Annotated in this window: 16 protein-coding genes, 1 tRNA gene and 1 other RNA gene; 9 read left to right on the top strand and 9 right to left on the bottom strand. The window is 71.9% G+C overall.

What is annotated here, in order from left to right; genetic code table 11:
- Positions 1–1,653: DNA polymerase III subunit gamma and tau (locus AOM05_RS01850; protein WP_228373178.1), on the bottom strand; the 1,653-nt coding region annotated here is incomplete at its 3' end.
- Between the two features lie 65 nt (positions 1,654–1,718).
- An RNA gene (gene ffs, locus AOM05_RS01845) (signal recognition particle sRNA small type) lies at positions 1,719–1,815 on the bottom strand.
- 84 nt (positions 1,816–1,899) lie between these two features.
- Here ffs and AOM05_RS01840 point away from each other — a divergent pair.
- A tRNA-Ser gene (locus AOM05_RS01840) sits at positions 1,900–1,987 on the top strand.
- A gap of 65 nt (positions 1,988–2,052) precedes the next feature.
- Here the strand turns inward: AOM05_RS01840 and AOM05_RS14090 are convergent.
- Positions 2,053–2,217, bottom strand: a complete 165-nt coding sequence (locus AOM05_RS14090; protein ID WP_156164990.1) for a hypothetical protein — start codon at positions 2,215–2,217, stop codon at positions 2,053–2,055.
- 364 nt (positions 2,218–2,581) lie between these two features.
- Between AOM05_RS14090 and AOM05_RS01835 the strand changes: the two genes are divergently transcribed.
- Positions 2,582–3,262, top strand: coding sequence for a LytR C-terminal domain-containing protein (locus AOM05_RS01835; RefSeq protein ID WP_062518936.1), 681 nt, complete (start codon positions 2,582–2,584; stop codon positions 3,260–3,262).
- 9 nt (positions 3,263–3,271) lie between these two features.
- Here AOM05_RS01835 and AOM05_RS01830 read toward each other — a convergent pair whose 3' ends face one another.
- The 4 genes from AOM05_RS01830 to AOM05_RS01815 all read right to left on the bottom strand — a co-directional run bounded on the left by AOM05_RS01830 (position 3,272) and on the right by AOM05_RS01815 (position 7,517).
- Positions 3,272–3,547 (bottom strand): hypothetical protein, encoded by a 276-nt coding sequence (locus AOM05_RS01830; protein ID WP_062518934.1) that lies wholly within the window; start codon positions 3,545–3,547, stop codon positions 3,272–3,274.
- Between the two features lie 73 nt (positions 3,548–3,620).
- The gene (arfA, locus tag AOM05_RS01825; RefSeq protein WP_062518932.1) at positions 3,621–5,120 is read right to left on the bottom strand and encodes an arabinosylfuranosidase ArfA; all 1,500 of its coding nucleotides are present in this window, start codon (positions 5,118–5,120) and stop codon (positions 3,621–3,623) included.
- Between the two features lie 49 nt (positions 5,121–5,169).
- Positions 5,170–6,222, bottom strand: coding sequence for an arabinan endo-1,5-alpha-L-arabinosidase (locus AOM05_RS01820; RefSeq protein WP_062518930.1), 1,053 nt, complete (start codon positions 6,220–6,222; stop codon positions 5,170–5,172).
- Entirely contained in the window at positions 6,219–7,517 is a 1,299-nt protein-coding gene (locus tag AOM05_RS01815; RefSeq protein ID WP_228373177.1) for a glycoside hydrolase family 27 protein, read from the bottom strand. The genes AOM05_RS01820 and AOM05_RS01815 overlap by 4 nt, the downstream gene beginning before the upstream one ends.
- Before the next feature lie 383 nt (positions 7,518–7,900).
- Here AOM05_RS01815 and AOM05_RS01810 point away from each other — a divergent pair, with 383 nt between their 5' ends.
- From AOM05_RS01810 to AOM05_RS01790, 5 genes are all read left to right on the top strand, one after another.
- Entirely contained in the window at positions 7,901–9,304 is a 1,404-nt protein-coding gene (locus AOM05_RS01810) for an ABC transporter substrate-binding protein (RefSeq protein ID WP_228373176.1), read from the top strand.
- Between the two features lie 71 nt (positions 9,305–9,375).
- Positions 9,376–10,335, top strand: coding sequence for a carbohydrate ABC transporter permease (locus AOM05_RS01805; protein ID WP_082097177.1), 960 nt, complete (start codon positions 9,376–9,378; stop codon positions 10,333–10,335).
- Between the two features lie 16 nt (positions 10,336–10,351).
- Positions 10,352–11,305, top strand: coding sequence for a carbohydrate ABC transporter permease (locus tag AOM05_RS01800; RefSeq protein ID WP_082097176.1), 954 nt, complete (start codon positions 10,352–10,354; stop codon positions 11,303–11,305).
- A 1-nt stretch (position 11,306) separates the two neighbouring features.
- On the top strand, positions 11,307–12,650 hold the full coding sequence (locus AOM05_RS01795) for an arabinan endo-1,5-alpha-L-arabinosidase (RefSeq protein WP_062518925.1): 1,344 nt from the start codon (positions 11,307–11,309) through the stop codon (positions 12,648–12,650).
- On the top strand, positions 12,650–13,363 hold the full coding sequence (locus tag AOM05_RS01790; RefSeq protein WP_169746708.1) for a YesL family protein: 714 nt from the start codon (positions 12,650–12,652) through the stop codon (positions 13,361–13,363). The genes AOM05_RS01795 and AOM05_RS01790 overlap by 1 nt, the downstream gene beginning before the upstream one ends.
- Here AOM05_RS01790 and AOM05_RS01785 read toward each other — a convergent pair.
- Positions 13,360–14,352 carry a LacI family DNA-binding transcriptional regulator gene (locus AOM05_RS01785; protein WP_062519610.1) on the bottom strand — a complete coding sequence of 331 codons (993 nt, stop codon included), beginning with the start codon at positions 14,350–14,352 and terminating at the stop codon, positions 13,360–13,362. The two genes, AOM05_RS01790 and AOM05_RS01785, sit on opposite strands and share 4 nt — an antisense overlap.
- A 261-nt stretch (positions 14,353–14,613) precedes the next feature.
- Between AOM05_RS01785 and AOM05_RS01780 the strand changes: the two genes are divergently transcribed.
- Positions 14,614–15,183 (top strand): NADPH-dependent FMN reductase, encoded by a 570-nt coding sequence (locus AOM05_RS01780; protein WP_062518922.1) that lies wholly within the window; start codon positions 14,614–14,616, stop codon positions 15,181–15,183.
- Positions 15,184–15,217: 34 nt separating this feature from the next.
- Here AOM05_RS01780 and AOM05_RS01775 read toward each other — a convergent pair whose 3' ends face one another.
- Complete coding sequence (locus tag AOM05_RS01775) at positions 15,218–16,303, bottom strand: FUSC family protein (protein WP_062518920.1); 1,086 nt, start codon at positions 16,301–16,303, stop codon at positions 15,218–15,220.
- An 87-nt stretch (positions 16,304–16,390) separates the two neighbouring features.
- Between AOM05_RS01775 and AOM05_RS01770 the strand changes: the two genes are divergently transcribed.
- Positions 16,391–18,154 carry a SulP family inorganic anion transporter gene (locus AOM05_RS01770; protein ID WP_062518918.1) on the top strand — a complete coding sequence of 588 codons (1,764 nt, stop codon included), beginning with the start codon at positions 16,391–16,393 and terminating at the stop codon, positions 18,152–18,154.
- Positions 18,155–18,169 lie beyond the last annotated feature (15 nt).

Genomic DNA, 18,169 nt, shown 5'->3' with positions numbered 1-18,169 from the left:
TGCCGTGGGTGCGGCGGGGCCGGCGACGGCAGCGATGCGCAGCTGCATGCCGAGCGTCTCGCGGATCGCGAGCTGCAGGTTCTCCGCGTGCTTGCCGCCGTCGAGCATCGCGACCAGGTTCGGGTTGGACACGGCGAGCGACAGGGTGCCGTCCGCCACGGACGCGACCTGCGCGTTCTGGCTGACCAGCGTCCAGGTGACGCGCCACTTCTCGAGAGTGCCCAGCACCTCGGGCCAGCGGCGGCGCACCAGCTCGGTGTCCGCGGCGCCACCTGCGGACGGCGCCGGCTCGGGTGCGGAGGGCACCGACGGCGCGGGAGCGGCGGCTGGGGGTGTCGCAGGCGCGGCCGCGGGGGCCGCACGCGAGACCGTGGGGGCCGCAGGCGCGGGCGCGGGCTGCGCCTCAGGGACCGGCCGTGCGGTCGCGACGGGCTGGGCCGCGACGGGTGCAGGCGCCGCGGGCGCGGCCATGGGCGGGGTGCTCGCGGCAGGCGCAGCAGCCGCCGGAGCCGCCGCAGCCACCGGAGCCGCCGACACCGCCGGCGCGGCGCCGGGGTCCGAGGCGAGCAGCCGTGCGCACAGCAGTTCCAGGTGCAGGCGCGGGGACGTGGCGCCGATCATGTGGGTGAGGGCGTCGTTGACCAGGTCCGCGGCGCCCGAGGCGCGCGCGAGGCCGAGGCGGCGTGCCTGGTCGCGCATCCGGGTCGCCTGGTCCTCGGGCATCGCGCCCAGAGCGCGTGCGCCCGCCTCACCGGCGGCGCACAGGATCAGGAGGTCGCGGAGCCGCTCGAGCAGGTCCTCCACGAACCGGCGGGGCTCGTGACCGGTGGACATGACCCGCTCGACCACGTCGAAGAGCGAGGCGCCGTCCGCGGCCGCGATCGCGTCCACCGCGTCGTCGAGGAGCGTCGCGTCGGTGAAGCCCAGCAGCGCGATCGCGCGGTCGTAGGTCACCCCCGACTCATCGGAGCCCGCCATCAGCTGGTCGAGCACGGACAGGGTGTCGCGCACCGATCCGCCGCCGGCGCGGACCACCAGGTCGAGCACGCCTCCGGCGACGGTGACGTCCTCCGCCTTGCACAGCGTCTGCAGGTACGCGCTCAGGACGGGCGGCGGCACCAGCCGGAACGGGTAGTGGTGCGTCCGCGACCGGATGGTGCCGATCACCTTCTCCGGCTCCGTGGTCGCGAAGATGAAGCGCACGTGCGGCGGCGGCTCCTCGACCAGCTTGAGGAGCGCGTTGAAGCCCTGGGTGGTGACCATGTGGGCCTCGTCCAGGATGAAGATCTTGTAGCGGTCGCGCGCGGGGGCGAAAGCGGCGCGCTCGCGCAGCTCGCGAGCGTCGTCCACGCCGTTGTGCGACGCGGCGTCGATCTCGACCACGTCCACCGAGCCGGCGCCTCCGCGCGCGAGCTCGACGCAGGACGGGCAGGTGCCGCAGGGCGTGTCCGTGGGCCCCTGCTCGCAGTTGAGGCAGCGCGCGAGGATGCGCGCGGAGGTGGTCTTGCCGCAGCCGCGCGGCCCCGAGAACAGGTAGGCGTGGTTGACGCGGTCCGCGCGCAGCGCCTGCATGAGCGGCGTGGTGACGTGCTCCTGACCCACCACGTCCGCGAAGGCGTCGGGACGGTAGCGGCGGTACAGGGCGGTGGTCACGGGTACGACTCTAGTGGGGGGCTCCGACAGCGGGGACAGCGTTGTCCACAGGCCGGGCCCGGGCATGAAAGGACCCCCCACGCACCCGACAGAGCCCGCTTACCCTTGCTTCATTCCTGACCTGGGGGAGTTGGGCGAGGTATCGCCACGTGGAGGGTCGCCGACCAGTGTAGCCCGGCCCGCGCGCGGGCCCGTCCCGGGGGCGTTTCGACCCACCCGCTCGACACGTGTACCATTGCCGGGCCTGGAGGATTCGCCTAGTGGCCTATGGCGCACGCTTGGAAAGCGTGTTGGGTGCAAGCCCTCGGGGGTTCGAATCCCCCATCCTCCGCCAGCACCGCCCCCGGTGGACCGCAAGGTCCGCCGGGGGCGTTCTCGTACGGCGGTGCCGCCGTCGGGTCAGGCCACCGCCCGCAGGTAGAGGGGGCACGCCGCGTTGACGCAGCAGGCGCGGAGCGGTCCGTCGAGGACGGCCTGCCAGCGGCCGCCGTCGGGCCGGCTCTGCGAGACCCTCCGCACCTCGAGCGGCTGCGCGCAGGCGGGGCAGCTCGGCTGGGTGGCCACGTCGCTCCTCGGTCTCGGTCGATGAGGTCGGCGCTCGCCGCACAACTCTGGGGGGCAGACTCAGCGGCGAACGCCGACCGTTCCACCGTAACGACGTCATGCCTGATGGGCGCGCTCTCCGCGTGACGGATTTGTCACATGTCAACCAGGTGGACGCGGTCGCGGAGGCTCGCGCGCGCGATCCGGGGCGGCCGCGAAGGATAGCCGCGCCGCGGCGAGGCGTGCGATACTAGCAGTCGCCGTGCGGCCGGCTCTCGGGTATCCGGGCTGGTAGACGGCGATTGTCCTGGAGGTCGGGGCTGCCTCGTCGCGGTGCGGATCCCCTCCTCCGCCTGTTGACCCGATCCGTGACGGGATGGTGCCTGTGACCGAGCGACCGAACCCGCGTCCGGACGCCCGCCGCGCCAAGGTGCGCCGTCACCGCCGCGAGCGCCAGATCATCGTGTTCGGCGTGCTGCTGGTCCTGGTCGCCTTCGCGGGAGTGTTCGCGGCCGGCGTCTACAAGGGCGACGTCGACGGGCCCTTCTCGCAGGCCTTCGTCACCCCGGCCGGCGCGTTCGAGAGCGACGTCACGCTGGTGTGCCCGCCCAACGGCAAGACGGCCATGCAGCACCGCAAGGTGGGCGTGCGCGTGCTCAACGGCACCGACACCAACGGCCTCGCCGGCAGCGTCACCGACGAGCTCGAGTCCCGCAAGTACGTGGTGGTGAGCACCGAGAACTGGGGCCGCACCTACGGCGACTACGTCCGCCTCTACTTCGGTCCCGAGGGCATCCGCCAGGCCTACACTGTCGCGCTGAATTTCGACGGCGAGGTCGACATGGTGCTCGACACCCGCGAGGGCACGCTGGTCGACATCGTGCTCGGCGCCGGCTTCGCCGAGGACGGCACGCTGCGCTCCACCCTCGACCCCGAGCTCGACCCCGACGCGGTGCTCTCCGCCAACGCCGAGTGCCTGCCCGTCACGTTGGTCAACCCGGAGCCCGCGCCGCGCACGCTGCCGGACAACCCGCTCGACAAGAAGAAGAACAAGCAGAACGCGTAGCCGCGCCGCTCACAGCACGAACGTCGCCGCCAGGAACGCCGCGTACAGCGCCAGCGCGATCCACGCGAGCGCCCCGCTGAGCCGGTTCCACCCGCCCCGCGCCGCCGCGATCCCCAGCGACGCCGCGAGCACCACCCACACGGCAGTGTGGCCGTGATCCGTCACCAGCGCGACGCCGCCGGTGGCCTCGGACGCGGGCACCCCGTCGCCCACGGTCGCGAACACGAGCGCCACCGCGGCCGCCGCCGCCGCGCCCAGCGCGAACCACCCCTGCGTGCGCGTCACGGGACCTCCCGGAAAGAGCCGACCCCCGCATCGTGCCACGGGGGACGATGCGGGGGCCGGGTTGGCGCGGACGTTACGCGAGCGTGCCGTGGAAGGCGGTCCAGGACTCGGGCGCGAGGCGCAGCGTGATGCTCCCGTCGCCGTGCTCGACGGCGAGGGCGTCGACCATCCCGTAGGTCTCGGCCTCCTCACGCGACTCCCGGGCGCCCTCGTGGTCGGCGAGCACCGCGGAGCCGCCGTCGAGGCGTGCGGTCGCGCCGGGGTGGCGCAGGGTCACCGTCTGCTCGGCGTCGGTGCGGTTGGTGACGAACAGCGCCAAGGCGCCCGTCTCCCGGTCCACGGTCGCGGCGGCCGTGACCGCCGGCACGTCGCCGTGCTTGGCGGTGGCGAACGCGGGAGCGTCGACCTGGACCTGGAGCGCCTCGCCCCGCGCGAGGCGGGCGGCGGTGGCGAACGGGTGGAAGGTGGTCTGCCTCCACGCCGCGCCGCCTGGCTCGGTCATGATGGGCGCGATCACGTTGACCAGCTGCGCGAGGCAGCCCACCGCGACGCGGTCCGCGTGCGACAGCAGCGACACGATGAGGTCGCCCACCACCACGGCGTCGAGGCCCGAGTAGCGGTCCTCGATGATGCGGGGCGCGTCGCGCTGGACGGGCAGATTGGTCTCGCCGGGGAAGCGGGAGACCAGGTACCAGACGTTCCATTCGTCGAAGGAGATGGTGATCTCCTTGTCCGAGCGCCGCTGCGCCCCGATCGCGTCCGCCGAGGCCGCGACCCTCTCGATGAACGTCGACATCGCGGTGCCGGAGCCCAGGAAGGACGCGCGGTCCCCGTCGAGCTCCTCGTAGTACGCGTGCATGGAGATGTGGTCGACCACGTCGTAGCAGTAGGACAGCACGGTGCGCTCCCACTCGCCGAACGTGTCCATCATCATCGAGCTCGAGCCGCACGCGACCAGCTCGATGGTGGGGTCGACCTGGCGCATCGCGCGCCCGGTGGCCGCGGCGAGCTTGCCGTACTCGTGGGCGTCCTTGTGGCCGATCTGCCACGGACCGTCCATCTCGTTGCCCAGGCACCACAGCTTGACCCCGTACGGCTTCTCGCGGCCGTTGGCGATGCGCATGTCGGCCCACCTGGTGCCGGCCTCGCCGTTGCAGTACTCGAGCAGCGCGACCGCGGCGTCGACGCCGCGGGTGCCGAGGTTGACGGCCATCATCGGCTCGATCCCCTCACGCTCGCAGTACTGGAGGAACTCGTCGGTGCCCACGGTGTTGGGCTCGACGGTGCGCCACGCCAGGTCGAGGAACGGCTTGCGGTCCTCGACCGGCCCGACCCCGTCCTCCCACGTGTAGTTGGACACGAAGTTCCCGCCGGGGTAGCGCAGCATCGTGACCCCGAGCTCCTTCGTGAGGTCGGCGACGTCGCGGCGGAAGCCGTGATCGTCCGCGGTGTCATGGCCGGGCTCGTAGATGCCGGTGTACACGCACCGGCCCAGGTGCTCCACGAACGACCCGAACACGCGCCGGTCCACGGGACCGACGCGGAAGTCGGGGTGCAGGGTGATGGTGGTCATGCGGGTGTGCTCCTCGTTGAGTAGGGACGATGCGGGGTGTCGGGGGGTCTCAGCCGGCCAGCTCCTCGGCGGTCCAGGCGACGGGCCAGCCGTCCTCGGTCCAGCCGAGCTCGCGGATGGCGAGCTGGAAGTCTCCGCCCAGGTCGGCGTCGTAGTAGTGGAAGGCCAGGTAACCGTCCGAGTATGACTGCCCGCCGGGGCCGATCATGGCGCCGCGCGTGGACAGCAGCTCGTCGCCGCCGTCGTAGCGCATGTCGTTGCCGAGGCTGTCGAGGTACGGACCAGTGATCTCGGTGGAGCGGCCCACCGCGATCGAGTAGGTCGAGTCCGTGCCCTGGCAGCAGCTGTCGCGCGAGACGAACAGGTAGTAGTAGCCGTCGCGGTAGGCGAGGTAGGGCGCCTCGATGGCGTTGGTCGCGTTGTTCCGCGTCGCGACGGAGACGGGTTCGGCGCCGGCGGCCGGCAGGCCGCCGGGCCACTCGAGCTCGACCAGCTGGATGCCGCCCCAGAAGGATCCGAAGCTCATCCAGGGCGTGCCGTCCTGGTCCGTGAGGACGCCCGCGTCGATCGCGTTGTAGTTCGTCTCGCCCGGAGCCGAGCGCCACACCATGCCCTGGTCGGTCCACCCGTAGTCCGGGCTGTCGACGTCGAGCGTGGGGGAGGTCATGAGGCCGATCACGGAGCCGTTGGTGCCGAAGGTCGAGGCCGCGTAGTAGAGGTACCAGGTGCCCTCGTGCTCGACCAGCTCGGGCGCCCAGAAGTTCTGCACGCCGGTGACCTCGTCGTAGACCCAGGCGACGTCCTCGGGCTTGTCCCACGCGGTGCCCACGTACTCCCACGTCGCGCCCTGGTCGCTCGAGCGGCGGATCTGCGGGGATCCGAAGCCCTTCTGGATGTCGCCCGTCGAGTAGACGTACCAGTCCTCGCCGTCGTCGCCCACCACCAGCGCCGGGTCGTGCGTGCGGATGTCACCGTCGAGCTCGAGCGCGGTGGCCGCGACCACGTCCTCGCTCCACGGGCTCCACAGCGCCACGCCTACGGCGGCGGCGATCGCCGTGACGCTCGCGACCGCGCCGACGATCAGGGGCCTGCGCGTGGTCACGCGACCACGTCCAGCGCGACCCACGCGACGCCATGGGCAGGCACGGTCGCGACGAGCTGGTCGCCGTCGACCGCCGTCGACTGGCCCGGCCAGAGGTCCGTCGCCGCGACCCGGGCATGGCCGATCCCGAGGATCGATGCCAGCGCGACCCGCGCATCGTGCCCCTGCTCGCCCGTCCAGAAGATCGCGGCGTACGTGCGCGCGGAGGCGACCGCGCGTGCCGACCACACGATGAGCTCGCCGCCGTCGAGCGGCTCGCGCAGCAGCTCACGGCCGTCGGTGGAGCCCTGGAGCACCTCGGACACGGCGGGCGCGGCGAGCAGGTCGAGCGTCTCGGGGGTGCTGGTGGGGAGGTCGCCGCCCACCATGAGGGGCGAGCGGCCCATGCACCACAGGCTCAGCATGGTGCGCTGCTCGTCGAGCGTGAGGCGGCAGTCGCGGGGCTCGCCGCGCTCGGCGCGGATGCCGATGCGGCCGAGCGGGAGCATGTCCGCGTCGGCCCAGCCGCCGGGCCGCTGGAAAGGCGCCCAGCGCGCGAGGCGCGCGAACTGGGCATGCACGTCCTCCCAGCGGTCCCACAGGTCGTCGGAGATGCGCCACATCTGCGCGTGGTCGCGCAGGTGGTCGACGTGCGCGGTGGAGAGGTGGGTGCCCGGGGAGAGCGACAGCGCGATCGCGCGGCCCGAGCGCTCGATCGCGAGCGCGTAGGCGGCGATCTCGCGGTCGTAGTACGGCGCCTGCATGTCGTCGGCCTTGATGAAGTCGACGCCCCACGCGGCGAACTGCGCGACCTGCGCGTCGTAGTACGCCTGCGCGCCGGGGTGGTCGTGGTTCAGGCCGTAGTTGTCGGGGTTCCAGGCGCACACGTGGTCGAGGTCGGCGACCTGGGCGGCCGTGTAGCCGGTGCCGTGCACGGGCAGGTCGAGCTCGACCGCGCGGCGCGGGATCCCGCGCATGATGTGCAGCCCGAACTTGAGGCCGAGCGCGTGCACCTGCGCGGCGAGCGGCCCGAACCCGGCGCCGTCCGCGGCGGACGGGAAGCGGTTCGGGGCGGGCATCTGGCGCCCGTACGCGTCGAGCTCGAGCGGCGCGCCCTCGTTGTAGCCGTGCGAGCGGGCGGTCGGGTCGTACCACGCGATGTCCACCACCACGGTGTCCCATCCGGCCGGTAGCAGGCGTGATGCCATGACGCGCGCGTTGGCGAGGACCTCGTCCTCCGTCACCGTGGTGCCGTAGCTGTCCCAGCTGTTCCAGCCCATGGGGGGTGTGGTGGCAAGCATTCCGAGGCCTCTCATGTCTACATCGTTGTAACGCAATCGTGCCCATGCGGGCCCGTGCGAGTCAACTCGACCCTGCCATGGACCGGTCCCAGCCGCCTTCGCTGCCAGTCCCGGAAATGGCGCCAAAACGCCCACGCGAGCCGGCCTGCGCATCGTCCCTCCTGGTAAATGGCCTTTCAGGGGAGGTGTTTCGGAATTGTGACCTGACCGACTTGACCCGAGGGGCTGCCGCGTGTCATGGTTCCATCGTTGTAAAGAAGCCGGCACGGGGTCGGCTTCAGAACCTGGGGTCAAGGACGACCAGGATGCGACACTGAACCCCCGACAAGGGGAGACGTGTCTCATCGGGAGCGACCTCACTCTTCAACGACGAACAGGGAGGCAGGACGATGCGAAGGATGAAGACCGCGGCATTCGCGGCAACCGTGGTGGGCGCGCTGACGCTCGCCGCGTGCAGCTCGGGCGGGTCGAGCGACAACGCGAGCGAGGAGCCGGACACCTCCGGCGGTACCGCGGCCAACGAGCTCACGTTCATGTTCCGTGGCGGCGACTACGACAAGCTCGCCTACGAGACCGCGATCGAGGCCTTCGAGGCGGAGACCGGCGCCAAGGTGAAGATGATCATCACCGACGCGGACCAGTACGCGACCAAGCTGCAGGCGGCCATCGCCGGCAACAAGGTCCCCGACGTCTTCTACATCGAGCCCGGCAAGATGATGGGCTACGTGTACGCCGGCGTGCTCGCGGACCTGACCGACTACGTCGACCAGGCCACCATCGACAACATCTGGGACTTCGGTACCGACGCGTACCGCTTCAACACCGAGACCGGCGCGCGCGGCCAGGACGGCGACCCGCTGTACGGCCTTCCCAAGGACGTGGGCCCGTTCGGCTTCGGCTACAACACGGTCCTGTTCGAGAAGCTCGGCCTCGAGGCCCCGCCGGCCGACGAGCCGCTGACGTTCGACGAGTTCGTGGACCTCGCCAAGCAGCTCACGGTCGACATGGACGGCGACGGCGAGCTCGACCACTGGGGCACGGGCCTCAACGTCACCTGGAACTCGCAGGCCTTCATCTGGGGCGCGGGCGCGGACTGGATCTCCGAGGACCAGAAGACCGTCACGGTCGACACCCCGGAGTTCGCCGACGCGCTGCAGTGGTTCGCGGACCTCGGCCTGGTCGAGGGCGTCACCCCGTCCGCCGAGCAGGCGCAGACGCTCGACACCTACCAGCGCTGGATGGCCGGCGAGATCGGGTTCTTCCCCGTCGCCCCGTGGGACATCGCGACCTACAACGAGAAGGCCGCGTCCGACCCGGAGAACTTCGGCTACGACGTGATCCCCTACCCCGTCGCGAACGAGGGTGACGACTGGTCGACCTGGCTCGGCTCGCTCGGCATCGCCGTGTCGGAGAACTCCGCCAACAAGGAGCTCGCGGCCCAGCTCGCGACCTACCTCTCCACCGACCTCGAGGCGCAGAAGATCCTCGCCGAGAACAAGGTGCAGATCCCGAACCTGATCGACTACGCCACCGGCGAGTGGATCGAGACCGACGCGCCGGCCGCCGGCTGGCCGGCCAACACCAAGATCTTCCTCGAGATCGCGGAGGAGAAGGGTCGCCCGCTGCCCGGCATCTGGACCTACACGCCGGAGTGGTACGACAACTTCTGGATCGGCATCGAGAACGTCGTCGACAACGGCTCCCAGACCGCGGCGGACTTCCTCGCGGCCAAGCAGCCCGAGATGCAGATGCTCCTCGACCAGTCGTGGGTCAGCGCCGACCAGGCGAAGGCTCAGGGCTAACCAGCACGAAGCCGGGCGGGGGCCGGCGCTCAGGCGCCGGCCCCCTGCCCCGGTAGAGAGAGGAACCGATCATGGCGACCACGGCACCCCCCGCCGCACCGACCACGACCAGCTGGTCGAAGGAGGACGCGAAGGCGGCCCGCAAGGCCAACCGCAAGCGTCACCGCAACGAGAACGCCTGGGCCGCGGCCTTCATGGCGGCGCCCGTGATCGGGTGGGTGGCGTTCCTGCTGTTCCCGATGGGCTTCTCCATCTACGCGTCCATGACCAACTGGAACGGTCTGGGCAACATGACGTTCGTCGGCTTCGACAACTACGTCCGCCTGGTCCAGGACCCGTACTTCTGGAAGGCCCTGTGGAACACGGTCTTCTACATGATCGGCATCCCGATCGGCCTCGCGATCTCGCTCGCGCTCGCGCTCGCGCTGAGCCGCAAGATCCGCGGCCGCACGTTCTTCCGCACCGTCTACTACATCCCCGTCATCTCCTCGCTGGCCGCGGTCGCGATCCTGTGGCAGTGGGCCTACAACGGTGACTTCGGGCTGGTGAACCAGGCGCTCGCGCTGGTGGGCATCGAGGGTCCGAACTGGCTGATGGACCCGACGTGGTCCAAGCCCGCGCTGATCATCATGGCGGTGTGGAAGGGCCTCGGCTACTCCACGCTGCTGTACCTGGCCGCCGTCCAGGCGGTGCCGCGCTCGCTTTACGAGGCGGCCGCGCTCGACGGCGCCAGCGGCTGGAAGCGGTTCACCAAGATCACGTGGCCCATGGTGCAGCCGGTCACCTTCTTCCTGGTGGTGACCAACATCATCGGCGGCTCGATGATCTTCACCGAGATCAACATCATGACCCCGACGGGCGGCCCCTCGTGGAGCACCGCGTCCCTGGTCTGGTACGTGTGGAACCAGGCGTTCCGCAACCTCCAGATGGGCTATGCGACCGCGATGGCGCTGGTGCTGGGAATCCTGGTCCTGATCGTGACGATCATCCAGTTCCGCATCAACCGTGCCAACGACTTCTCGATCGACTGAGGCGAAGGAGAACGCTATGAGCCTCAACGCACAGACCGCCCGCGCCGCCTCCGGCGCGATCCGCGACACGGCGGCGGACACCGGTCGCCAGCTGCCCCAGCAGCGTCCGAACATCTTCCAGCGCCGCAAGGGCGCGACCCAGGAGAGCCCGGCCGTCAACGCGATCCTGACGATCGTCCTCTCGATCGGCGCGATAGTCATGGCCGCCCCGCTGGTGTGGATGGTGTCCACCTCGCTCAAGACCAAGGACGGCGTCTACGCCCTCCCCCCGGAGTGGATCCCCGACCCGTTCGTGTGGGACACCTACGCCCGCGTCTTCAACGACACGTACGTGCTGTCCGGCATCAAGAACTCGCTGATCGTGTCGCTGAGCGTCACCATCATCGGCACGGTGTTCTCGTCGCTCGCGGCCTTCGCCCTCGCGAAGCTCCGCCTGCCGGGCAAGAACGCGATCTTCATCATGCTGCTGTCCGGCATGATGGTGCCCTTCCCGACGCTGATGATCCCGCAGTTCGTGATGTTCTCGCGGATCGGCTGGGTGGACACCCTGCTGCCGCTGATCGTCCCGGTGATCCTGGGCAACGTCATCATGATCTTCTTCCTGCGCCAGTACCTGCAGAACGTGCCCGACTCCCTGGTCGAGGCCGCGCAGATCGACGGCGCCTCCTACTGGAAGATCTTCTGGACCATGATCCTGCCGCTCATCCGGCCGGCGATCGCGGCGCAGTTCATCCTGTGGTTCATGGCGGTGTGGAACGACTACCTCGCGCCCATCCTGTACCTCAACACCCCCGAGCGTCAGACGCTGCAGGTGGTGATCGCGAACATGAACGTGCAGTACGCCACGCAGCGCGACTACCCGCTGATCATGGCCGCGTCCGTCATCTCGGTGATCCCGATCCTGGTGGTGTTCCTGGTGTTCCAGCGCCAGATCATCGAGTCGATCGCGCTGACCGGATCGAAGACCTGACATGACCTCCTCCTCGCAAGCGGCCCCGGCGATCGCCGGGGCCGCGGTCCCAGCACGGCCGGAACCGTCCACCTGGGGCGCACGGAACTCGCACGACCCGACCGCGGTGCGCGACGACGACGGCGTCTACTGGCTGTTCTCCACCGACGCCGACGCGGACGGCCCGCTGCGCGCCTCCGGCGCCCAGATCCGCCGCTCGACGGACCTGGTGAGCTGGGAGTTCGTGGGCTGCGCGCTCGACGGCGTGCCCGGTCCGGCCCGCGCCCACTCCGGAGCGGACGGCCTGTGGGCACCCGACGTGGTCCGCGTCGACACCGTGGACGGCCCCGAGTGGCGGATGTACTACTCGGCCTCCACCTTCGGGTCCCGCACCTCGGCGATCGGTCTCGCCGTGGCCCCGCACCCGCGCGGCCCGTGGACCGACCGCGGGATCGTGGTCGCCACCGACCACGAGCGCGACGGCCACAACGCGATCGACGCGCAGCTCGTCGTCGACGGCGACCGCCACCACCTGGTCTACGGCTCCTTCTTCGGAGGCCTGCACCTGTTCGAGGTGGACCCGGCCACGGGCTTCGCCCTGGACGCGCCGACGCCCGGTGCCCCCGCATCGTCCCCCGGCACCCTGATCGCGCGGCGGCCACGGGCCGTCGACACCGCGATCGAGGGGCCGTTCCTCCTGCCGCGGCCCGGCGGCGGGTGGGCGCTGATCGTGTCCTACGACTCGCTGGTGAGCACGTACCACGTGCGCGTCGCGGTCGCGGACGACCTCTACGGGCCCTACGTGGACCCCGAGGGGCGCGTGATGACGGACCTCGACGCGGACCCGCTGGCGGTGGGGCTGACGGTGCTGGCGAGCCACCGGCTCGAGGGTGCGCGCGGCATCCTCGCGCCCGGCCACGCGTCGGTGCTCACCGAGGCCGACCACCAGGTGCTGGTCCACCACACGCGCTTCGAGGAGACCCCCCGCCAGCACGAGGTGCAGGTCCGCCGGCTGGTGTGGACCCACCAGGGCTGGCCGCTGGTGTCGGTGCAGCCGTGGGGCGGGCCTCGGGAGGGCTCCGACGAGTCCGCATGGCCGTCCACCGTGGGCGAGCTGGCCGGCGAGTGGGAGGTCGTGGACTACGCGGCGCCCACGGACGCCGTCGCGCCGTCCCGCCGGATCACGGTGGGGGACGATGCGCTGGCCGGGTTGGTCGCGCACGGCTCCGGCCGCTTCACCCGGGACGGCGACGCGCCGGTCGACGCTGTGGTGTTCCCCGCGTGGGACGCGGTGCGCGGGCGCGCGACCCTGAGCTTCGCCGCCAGGACCTCGGGACGGGTGGTCGTGGGGACCCGGGTGGGATGATGGCTGCTGTGGAGGCCAGGGACGAGCGGAGGGTCGAGCGCGACAAGGCGCGCATGCGGCTCGAGGGCTCGCCCACCGACGCCGGCGAGATGCCGGGCTGGTCGGGCCGCATCATGGTGTGGCTGCGCGTGCTCGCCCAGCTGATCGCCGTGCAGCTGCTCATGGTCCTCGGCACGGTGCTCGGGCTGTTCGTGGTGGGCCTCGGGCCCGCGGCGACGTCGGGATCCGCGCTGCTGCGCCGCATCGTCGACGGCGACCCGTCCGACGCGGTGTGGCGCGACTTCTGGCGCGGCTACGCGACGCACCTCCGCCGCGCGGCCCTGGTGGTCGCGCCGCTGGTGCTCGTGGTCGCGCTCGCGGTCTACGAGGTGCTGGTGCTGCTCGCGAACGCGTCGGGGCCGCTTGCGGCCGTGATGATCGGCGCGGTCGGCGCCATGGGCGCCTACGCGATCGCGGCGCTCGCCTACGCGCCGCACGTGCTCCGGCGCTACACGGACGGCCCGGGCGCCACCCTGCGCTTCGTGGCGGTCGCGCCGCTGCTGTCCCCGCTCACGGCGATCGGTTCCGTGGTCACCACGGTGACGCTGACGATCGTGGGGCTCAAGTGGCCGTTCGTGCTGGTGCTCGCCGGGCTGTCGATCCCGCTGCTCCTCGTGGGGCTGCTGGTCGACGCGTGGCTCGACAAGGTCGACCGCCGGGCGGACGCCTCCTAGACCGCGGTCGACTCCCGCGGCATCACCTCGAAGTCGGTGATGACGCGGCGGAACGGCTGCTCCTCGCCGGCGATGCGCGCGAGCAGCAGGTCCACCGCCATGGACGCGATCTGCTCGCGGCCGGGGGAGATCGACGAGAGGGTCGGGGAGGCGTACGCGGCGTCCTCGATGTCGTCGAACCCGATCACCGCGATGTCGCCCGGCACGTCCACGTCGCGCGCGTGGAGGACGTGCAGCGCGCCCAGCGCGAGAGCGTCGTTGAGCCCGAAGACCGCATCGACCTTCACGCCGGAGTCGAGCAGCCGGTTGGTGCAGTCCGCGCCGGTGGCGCGGTGCCACAGGCCGCCCTCGATCACCAGCTCGGGGTCGAACGGGATGCCGTTGGCGGCCAGCGCCGCCTGGTAGCCGAGCACGCGCAGCGCCGCGGAGCCCATGGTCTCGCCGGCGTGCGCGCCGATCACGGCGATCCGGCGGCGGCCCTGGTCGATCAGGTGCTGCGTCGCGGCGCGCGCGGCATCGACGTTGTTCATGGTGACGTGGTCCCACTCGCCGCCGAAGATGCGCTCGCCCAGCACCACCAGCGGGTAGTCGACCTTGAGCGCGTCCGCGTCGTCCGGGCCCAGCTCGAGCGGGGAGAAGATGAGGCCGTCCGTGAGCTGGCGGCGGTCGGAGGTGAGGACCTCGAGCTCGTGCTGGCGGTCGGCGCTGGTCTGCTCGATGAGCACCACCACGCCGCGCGCCTCCGCCGCACGGATCACGGAATCCGCGAGCTCCGCGAAGTACGGCAGGGAGAGCTCCGGCAGCGCGAGCCCGATGATGCCGGTGCGGCCCTGGCGCAGGCTGCGCGCGGACAGGTTCATGCGGTAGCCGAGCTCGTCGATCGCGCGCTGCACCTTCTCACGCGTGGCCGGCCGGATGTGCGGGTAGTCGTTGACCACGTTGGAGACGGTCTTGATCGACACCCCGGCGCGCGCCGCGACGTCATGCATGGTGACCGTGCCGCGCACGCCCGATCCGTTCACTCCGGCCCTCCTCATCGACGGCACCCTCGTGCGATCCTCCCAGGAAGCATGCCAGAACGGGCGTGAGCGCGCGAGGACCGGGATGCGCCGGCGCGGGTGCGGGACATTGGCGCGGCTCCTCCCCTGCGGGCGCGGCGATCGCGCTTCTGCAACGTTGTAAAGCCTAGCGCGCCGTGTCGGGGCCGCACCACCGTTGACCTGTCACCCATCCCGGGTGACGATGCGGGCATGGACACCTCCGACCTGCGCCTCGCCGTCATCCTCGCCAGCACCCGCCCGCGCCGCCGCGGCGCCTCCGTGGCCGCCTGGGTGATGGACCAGACCCGCACGCGCGACGCGCGCTACGAGCTGATCGACCTCAAGGACCATCCCCTCCCGATCCTCGACGAGCCCGCCGCGGCGAGCACCGGCGAGTACGCGCACGAGCACACCCGCGCCTGGGCCGCCGTCATCGAGCCCTACGACGGCTTCGTCTTCGTGACCCCCGAGTACAACCACTCGCTCCCCGCCGGGCTCAAGAACGCGATCGACTACCTGTGGGCCGAGTGGCTCGACAAGGCCGGCGCGCTCGTCACGTACGGCAACGGCGGCGGCCTGCGCTCCGGCGAGCAGCTCCGCACCGTCCTCAGCGCGGTGGGGATCGCGCACGTGCGCCCGCAGGTGGTCCTCATGAACCGCACCGACTTCGACGGCTACGCCGCCACCCCGAGCGTCCACCACGAGCACGGCCTGACCGGCATGCTCGCCGACCTCGAGCTGTGGGCGGCGGCCATGCGCGGGGTGCGCGCCGCCCGCTGACGCGCGGGACGATGCGGCGGTCGGGGGCCGCGCCTCACCTCCGCGGGCGGTGGATCAGCCCCGTCGCCGCGCCCAGCAGGGCTCCCACGACAGTGTCGAGCACCCGTTCCATCACCACCACCGAGGTCGGCTCGGTGCCTCGTGCCGCCCCGGCCAGGATCAGCACCATCGGGGTGATGCAGACGAGCGCCAGCGCGTAGTGCCGGACCACCAGCATCTGCGCCCCGAACTGGAGCGTCCCGAGGATGAGCGCGAGCACCAGCGGCGGCGGCGAGATCGCGCCCGCGACCACCACGAACACGGCCGCACCCGCCGCGGTGCCCACGATCCGGTGGAGGCCTCGCTCCACGGCGTGCGCGCGGCCGGCGCGGGCGCCGATCACCGCGAGCCCCGCGCCCACGGTCCAGTACGCGCGCTCGGGATCGACCGCGGCGACGCTCACGGCCGTCCCGACCACCGCGACGATCATCGCGCGCACGAACAGCTCCGTGGAGACGCGGTCCCAGCGCGGTCCCGCGATCAGCACCCGCAGCGGCGCCGCCGCCTCCCGCCGGATCGCCGGTCGCAGCAGCGAGGTGGCGGCCACCAGGCAGGAGAACGCGGTGCCGGCGGCGAAGGCGGCGACCACCGTCCCGAACGGCAGGTGGCGCGCGCCGTCCTCGAGCACGCTCACGTGCGCGGCCAGGCCGAAAGCGATCATCGGGAACAGCGGGCCGGGCGGCCCGATCGCGAACGCGTACGTGAGCGCGGTGGCGGCGGCCGTGACGGTCACCAGGCCCGCCGCCGTCGCGAGCGGCCACGGGCCGGTCGCCGCCCCGGCGGCGGCGCACAGCGTGAGCACCAGCGCGACGACCGGCAGGACCTTGACGCGGTCGACAGGCCGTCGCGCCGCGGCGTACAGGCACGTGAACGCGCCGCTCGAGGCAAGCGTGCCGAGGTTCGGCTCACCGAGGGCGACCCCCACGATCACGGGAACGGCCATCGACACCGCCGCTTGCAGCGCGACCGGCCAGCGGGGGCCGTCGAACCGCCGGATGGTGCCCAGGCTCGCCACCGCCCGCCCGGCCCCGCCCGCCCAGGCGCGCCCGACCGCCCGAGCCGACCGCGCATCGTCCGCCATGCGTCCTCCGTGATGTCCCTGCCAGCCTGCCACGCGCACCCCGGCGCTCCCAGCGCTCGCGGGCCAGGATGGGGGGAGGGGGTGAGGATGGCGACGTCGGCGGTGGACAGGTGGCTGCCCGGGCTCGCGGTGGCGCGCGGCTACCGGCGCGCATGGCTGTGGCCGGACGTGCGCGCCGGGATCGTGGTGACCGCGCTGCTCATCCCGGCCGGCATGGCGTACGCCCAGGTGGCGGGGCTGCCTCCCGAGACGGGCCTGTACGCGACCATCGTGCCGCTGGTGGTCTACGCGCTCGTCGGGCCGTCCCGGATCCTGGTGCTCGGCCCGGATTCGGCGCTCGCGCCCATCATCGCCGTCGCGATCCTGCCGCTCGCCGCGGGCGACGAGGCCCGCGCGGTGGCGCTCGCCGGGCTCCTGGGGATCCTGGTGGGCGTGCTCATGCTGCTGGGCGGGATCCTGCGCCTGGGATTCGTGACGGACCTGCTGTCCAAGCCCGTCCGGGTGGGCTACCTCAACGCGATCGCGCTCATCGTGATCGTGTCTCAGCTGCCCAAGCTGCTCGGATTCTCGACGGACGCGGACGGCATCTGGGCGGAGGTGGTCGCTTTCGGACGCGGCATCGCGGCGGGGGAGACGGTGCCCGCGGCGGCGGTCATGGGTGTCGCGTCGCTCGCGATCATCGTGGTCCTCAAGCGCCTCCGGTCACCGGTGCCGGGGGTGCTGGTCGCGGTGGTGCTCGGCACCGTGGCGACGTGGGCGTTCGGGTTCGACGACCGGCTGCCGGTGGTCGGCGCGCTGCCCCAGGGGCTGCCCGCGCCGGCGCTCGAGGGGCTGCGCTGGTCCGACGCCGGGGCGCTGCTCGCGCCGGCCGCGGCCATCGCGCTGGTCGCCTTCACCGACAGCGCGGTGCTGTCGCGGTCGCTCGCCGCGCGCCGCGGGGAGACGGTGAGCGGCAGCGCTGAGCTCACCGGGATCGGCGCCGCGAACGTCGCGGGAGGGCTCCTGGGCGGCTTCCCGATATCCGCGTCCTCCTCGCGCACGCCCGTCGCGGAGCAGGCGGGCTCGCGGTCGCAGCTCACCGGGGTGGTCGGGGCCCTGCTGATCCTGGGCTTCATCCTGCTGCTGCCCGGGCTGACCGCGTACCTGCCCGACACCGTGCTCGCGGCGGTGGTGATCGCCGCGGTGCTGTCGCTCATCGACGTGCCCGCGCTCCTCGCGTTGTGGCGCATGAACCGCCTCGACGCGGCGCTGTCGCTGGCCGCGACGGCGGGCGTGCTGATCGTGGGGGTGCTCGGCGGGATCGTGGTCGCGATCGTGCTGTCGCTGCTTGCGTTCGTCGACCGGTCCTGGCGGCCCTACCGGGCGGAGCTGGGCAGGGTGCCCGGGCTGCGCGGCTACCACGACCTGTCGCGCTACCCCGAGGAGGGTGAACGGCTGCCCGGCATCGTGCTGGTGCGGTTCGACGCGCCGCTGTTCTTCGCCAACGGTGAGGCGTTCAACGACTGGGTGCGCGAGCGCGTCCGCCACGCGGGCAAGGAGGTCCACCATGTGATCCTCGCCGCGGAGCCCATCACCGGGATCGACACCACCGCGGTCGACGAGCTGGTCGAGCTCGACGACTACCTCCAGGCCCACGGCGCCCGCCTGGTCTTCGCCGAGATGAAGGACCCGGTGGTGGACCAGCTTCGCCGCTACGGGCTGGCCGAGCGGTTCGGCCCCGGCCGCTTCTGGCCTACGGTGGGCGCCGCCGTCGACGACCTCACCGGGACGCTCCGGCGCGACCTCGAGGGGACGCGGTGGGAGGCGCCTGCCCGGGACGAGCGCCCGGGGGACGATGCGACGGCCGGGTGACCGCCGCATCGTCCC

It is taken from the genome of Demequina silvatica, from assembly GCF_000971215.1.
GTDB classification, from domain to species: domain Bacteria; phylum Actinomycetota; class Actinomycetes; order Actinomycetales; family Demequinaceae; genus Demequina; species Demequina silvatica.
Note: the sequence above shows the minus strand (reverse complement) of the source record. Positions and strands in the feature narration are given on the sequence as shown.

Bases quoted from the DNA above. Each gene is read 5' to 3' on its own strand.
- AOM05_RS01815 (WP_228373177.1), bottom strand. From the start codon at position 7,517: ATGAGAGGCCTCGGAATGCTTGCCACCACACCCCCCATGGGCTGGAAC.
- arfA (WP_062518932.1), bottom strand. From the start codon at position 5,120: ATGACCACCATCACCCTGCACCCCGACTTCCGCGTCGGTCCCGTGGAC.
- AOM05_RS01770 (WP_062518918.1), top strand. From the start codon at position 16,391: ATGGCGACGTCGGCGGTGGACAGGTGGCTGCCCGGGCTCGCGGTGGCG.
- AOM05_RS01810 (WP_228373176.1), top strand. From the start codon at position 7,901: ATGAAGACCGCGGCATTCGCGGCAACCGTGGTGGGCGCGCTGACGCTC.
- AOM05_RS01775 (WP_062518920.1), bottom strand. From the start codon at position 16,303: ATGGCGGACGATGCGCGGTCGGCTCGGGCGGTCGGGCGCGCCTGGGCG.
- AOM05_RS01780 (WP_062518922.1), top strand. From the start codon at position 14,614: ATGGACACCTCCGACCTGCGCCTCGCCGTCATCCTCGCCAGCACCCGC.
- AOM05_RS01785 (WP_062519610.1), bottom strand. From the start codon at position 14,352: ATGCATGACGTCGCGGCGCGCGCCGGGGTGTCGATCAAGACCGTCTCC.
- AOM05_RS01795 (WP_062518925.1), top strand. From the start codon at position 11,307: ATGACCTCCTCCTCGCAAGCGGCCCCGGCGATCGCCGGGGCCGCGGTC.
- AOM05_RS01805 (WP_082097177.1), top strand. From the start codon at position 9,376: ATGGCGACCACGGCACCCCCCGCCGCACCGACCACGACCAGCTGGTCG.
- AOM05_RS01790 (WP_169746708.1), top strand. From the start codon at position 12,650: ATGGCTGCTGTGGAGGCCAGGGACGAGCGGAGGGTCGAGCGCGACAAG.
- AOM05_RS01800 (WP_082097176.1), top strand. From the start codon at position 10,352: ATGAGCCTCAACGCACAGACCGCCCGCGCCGCCTCCGGCGCGATCCGC.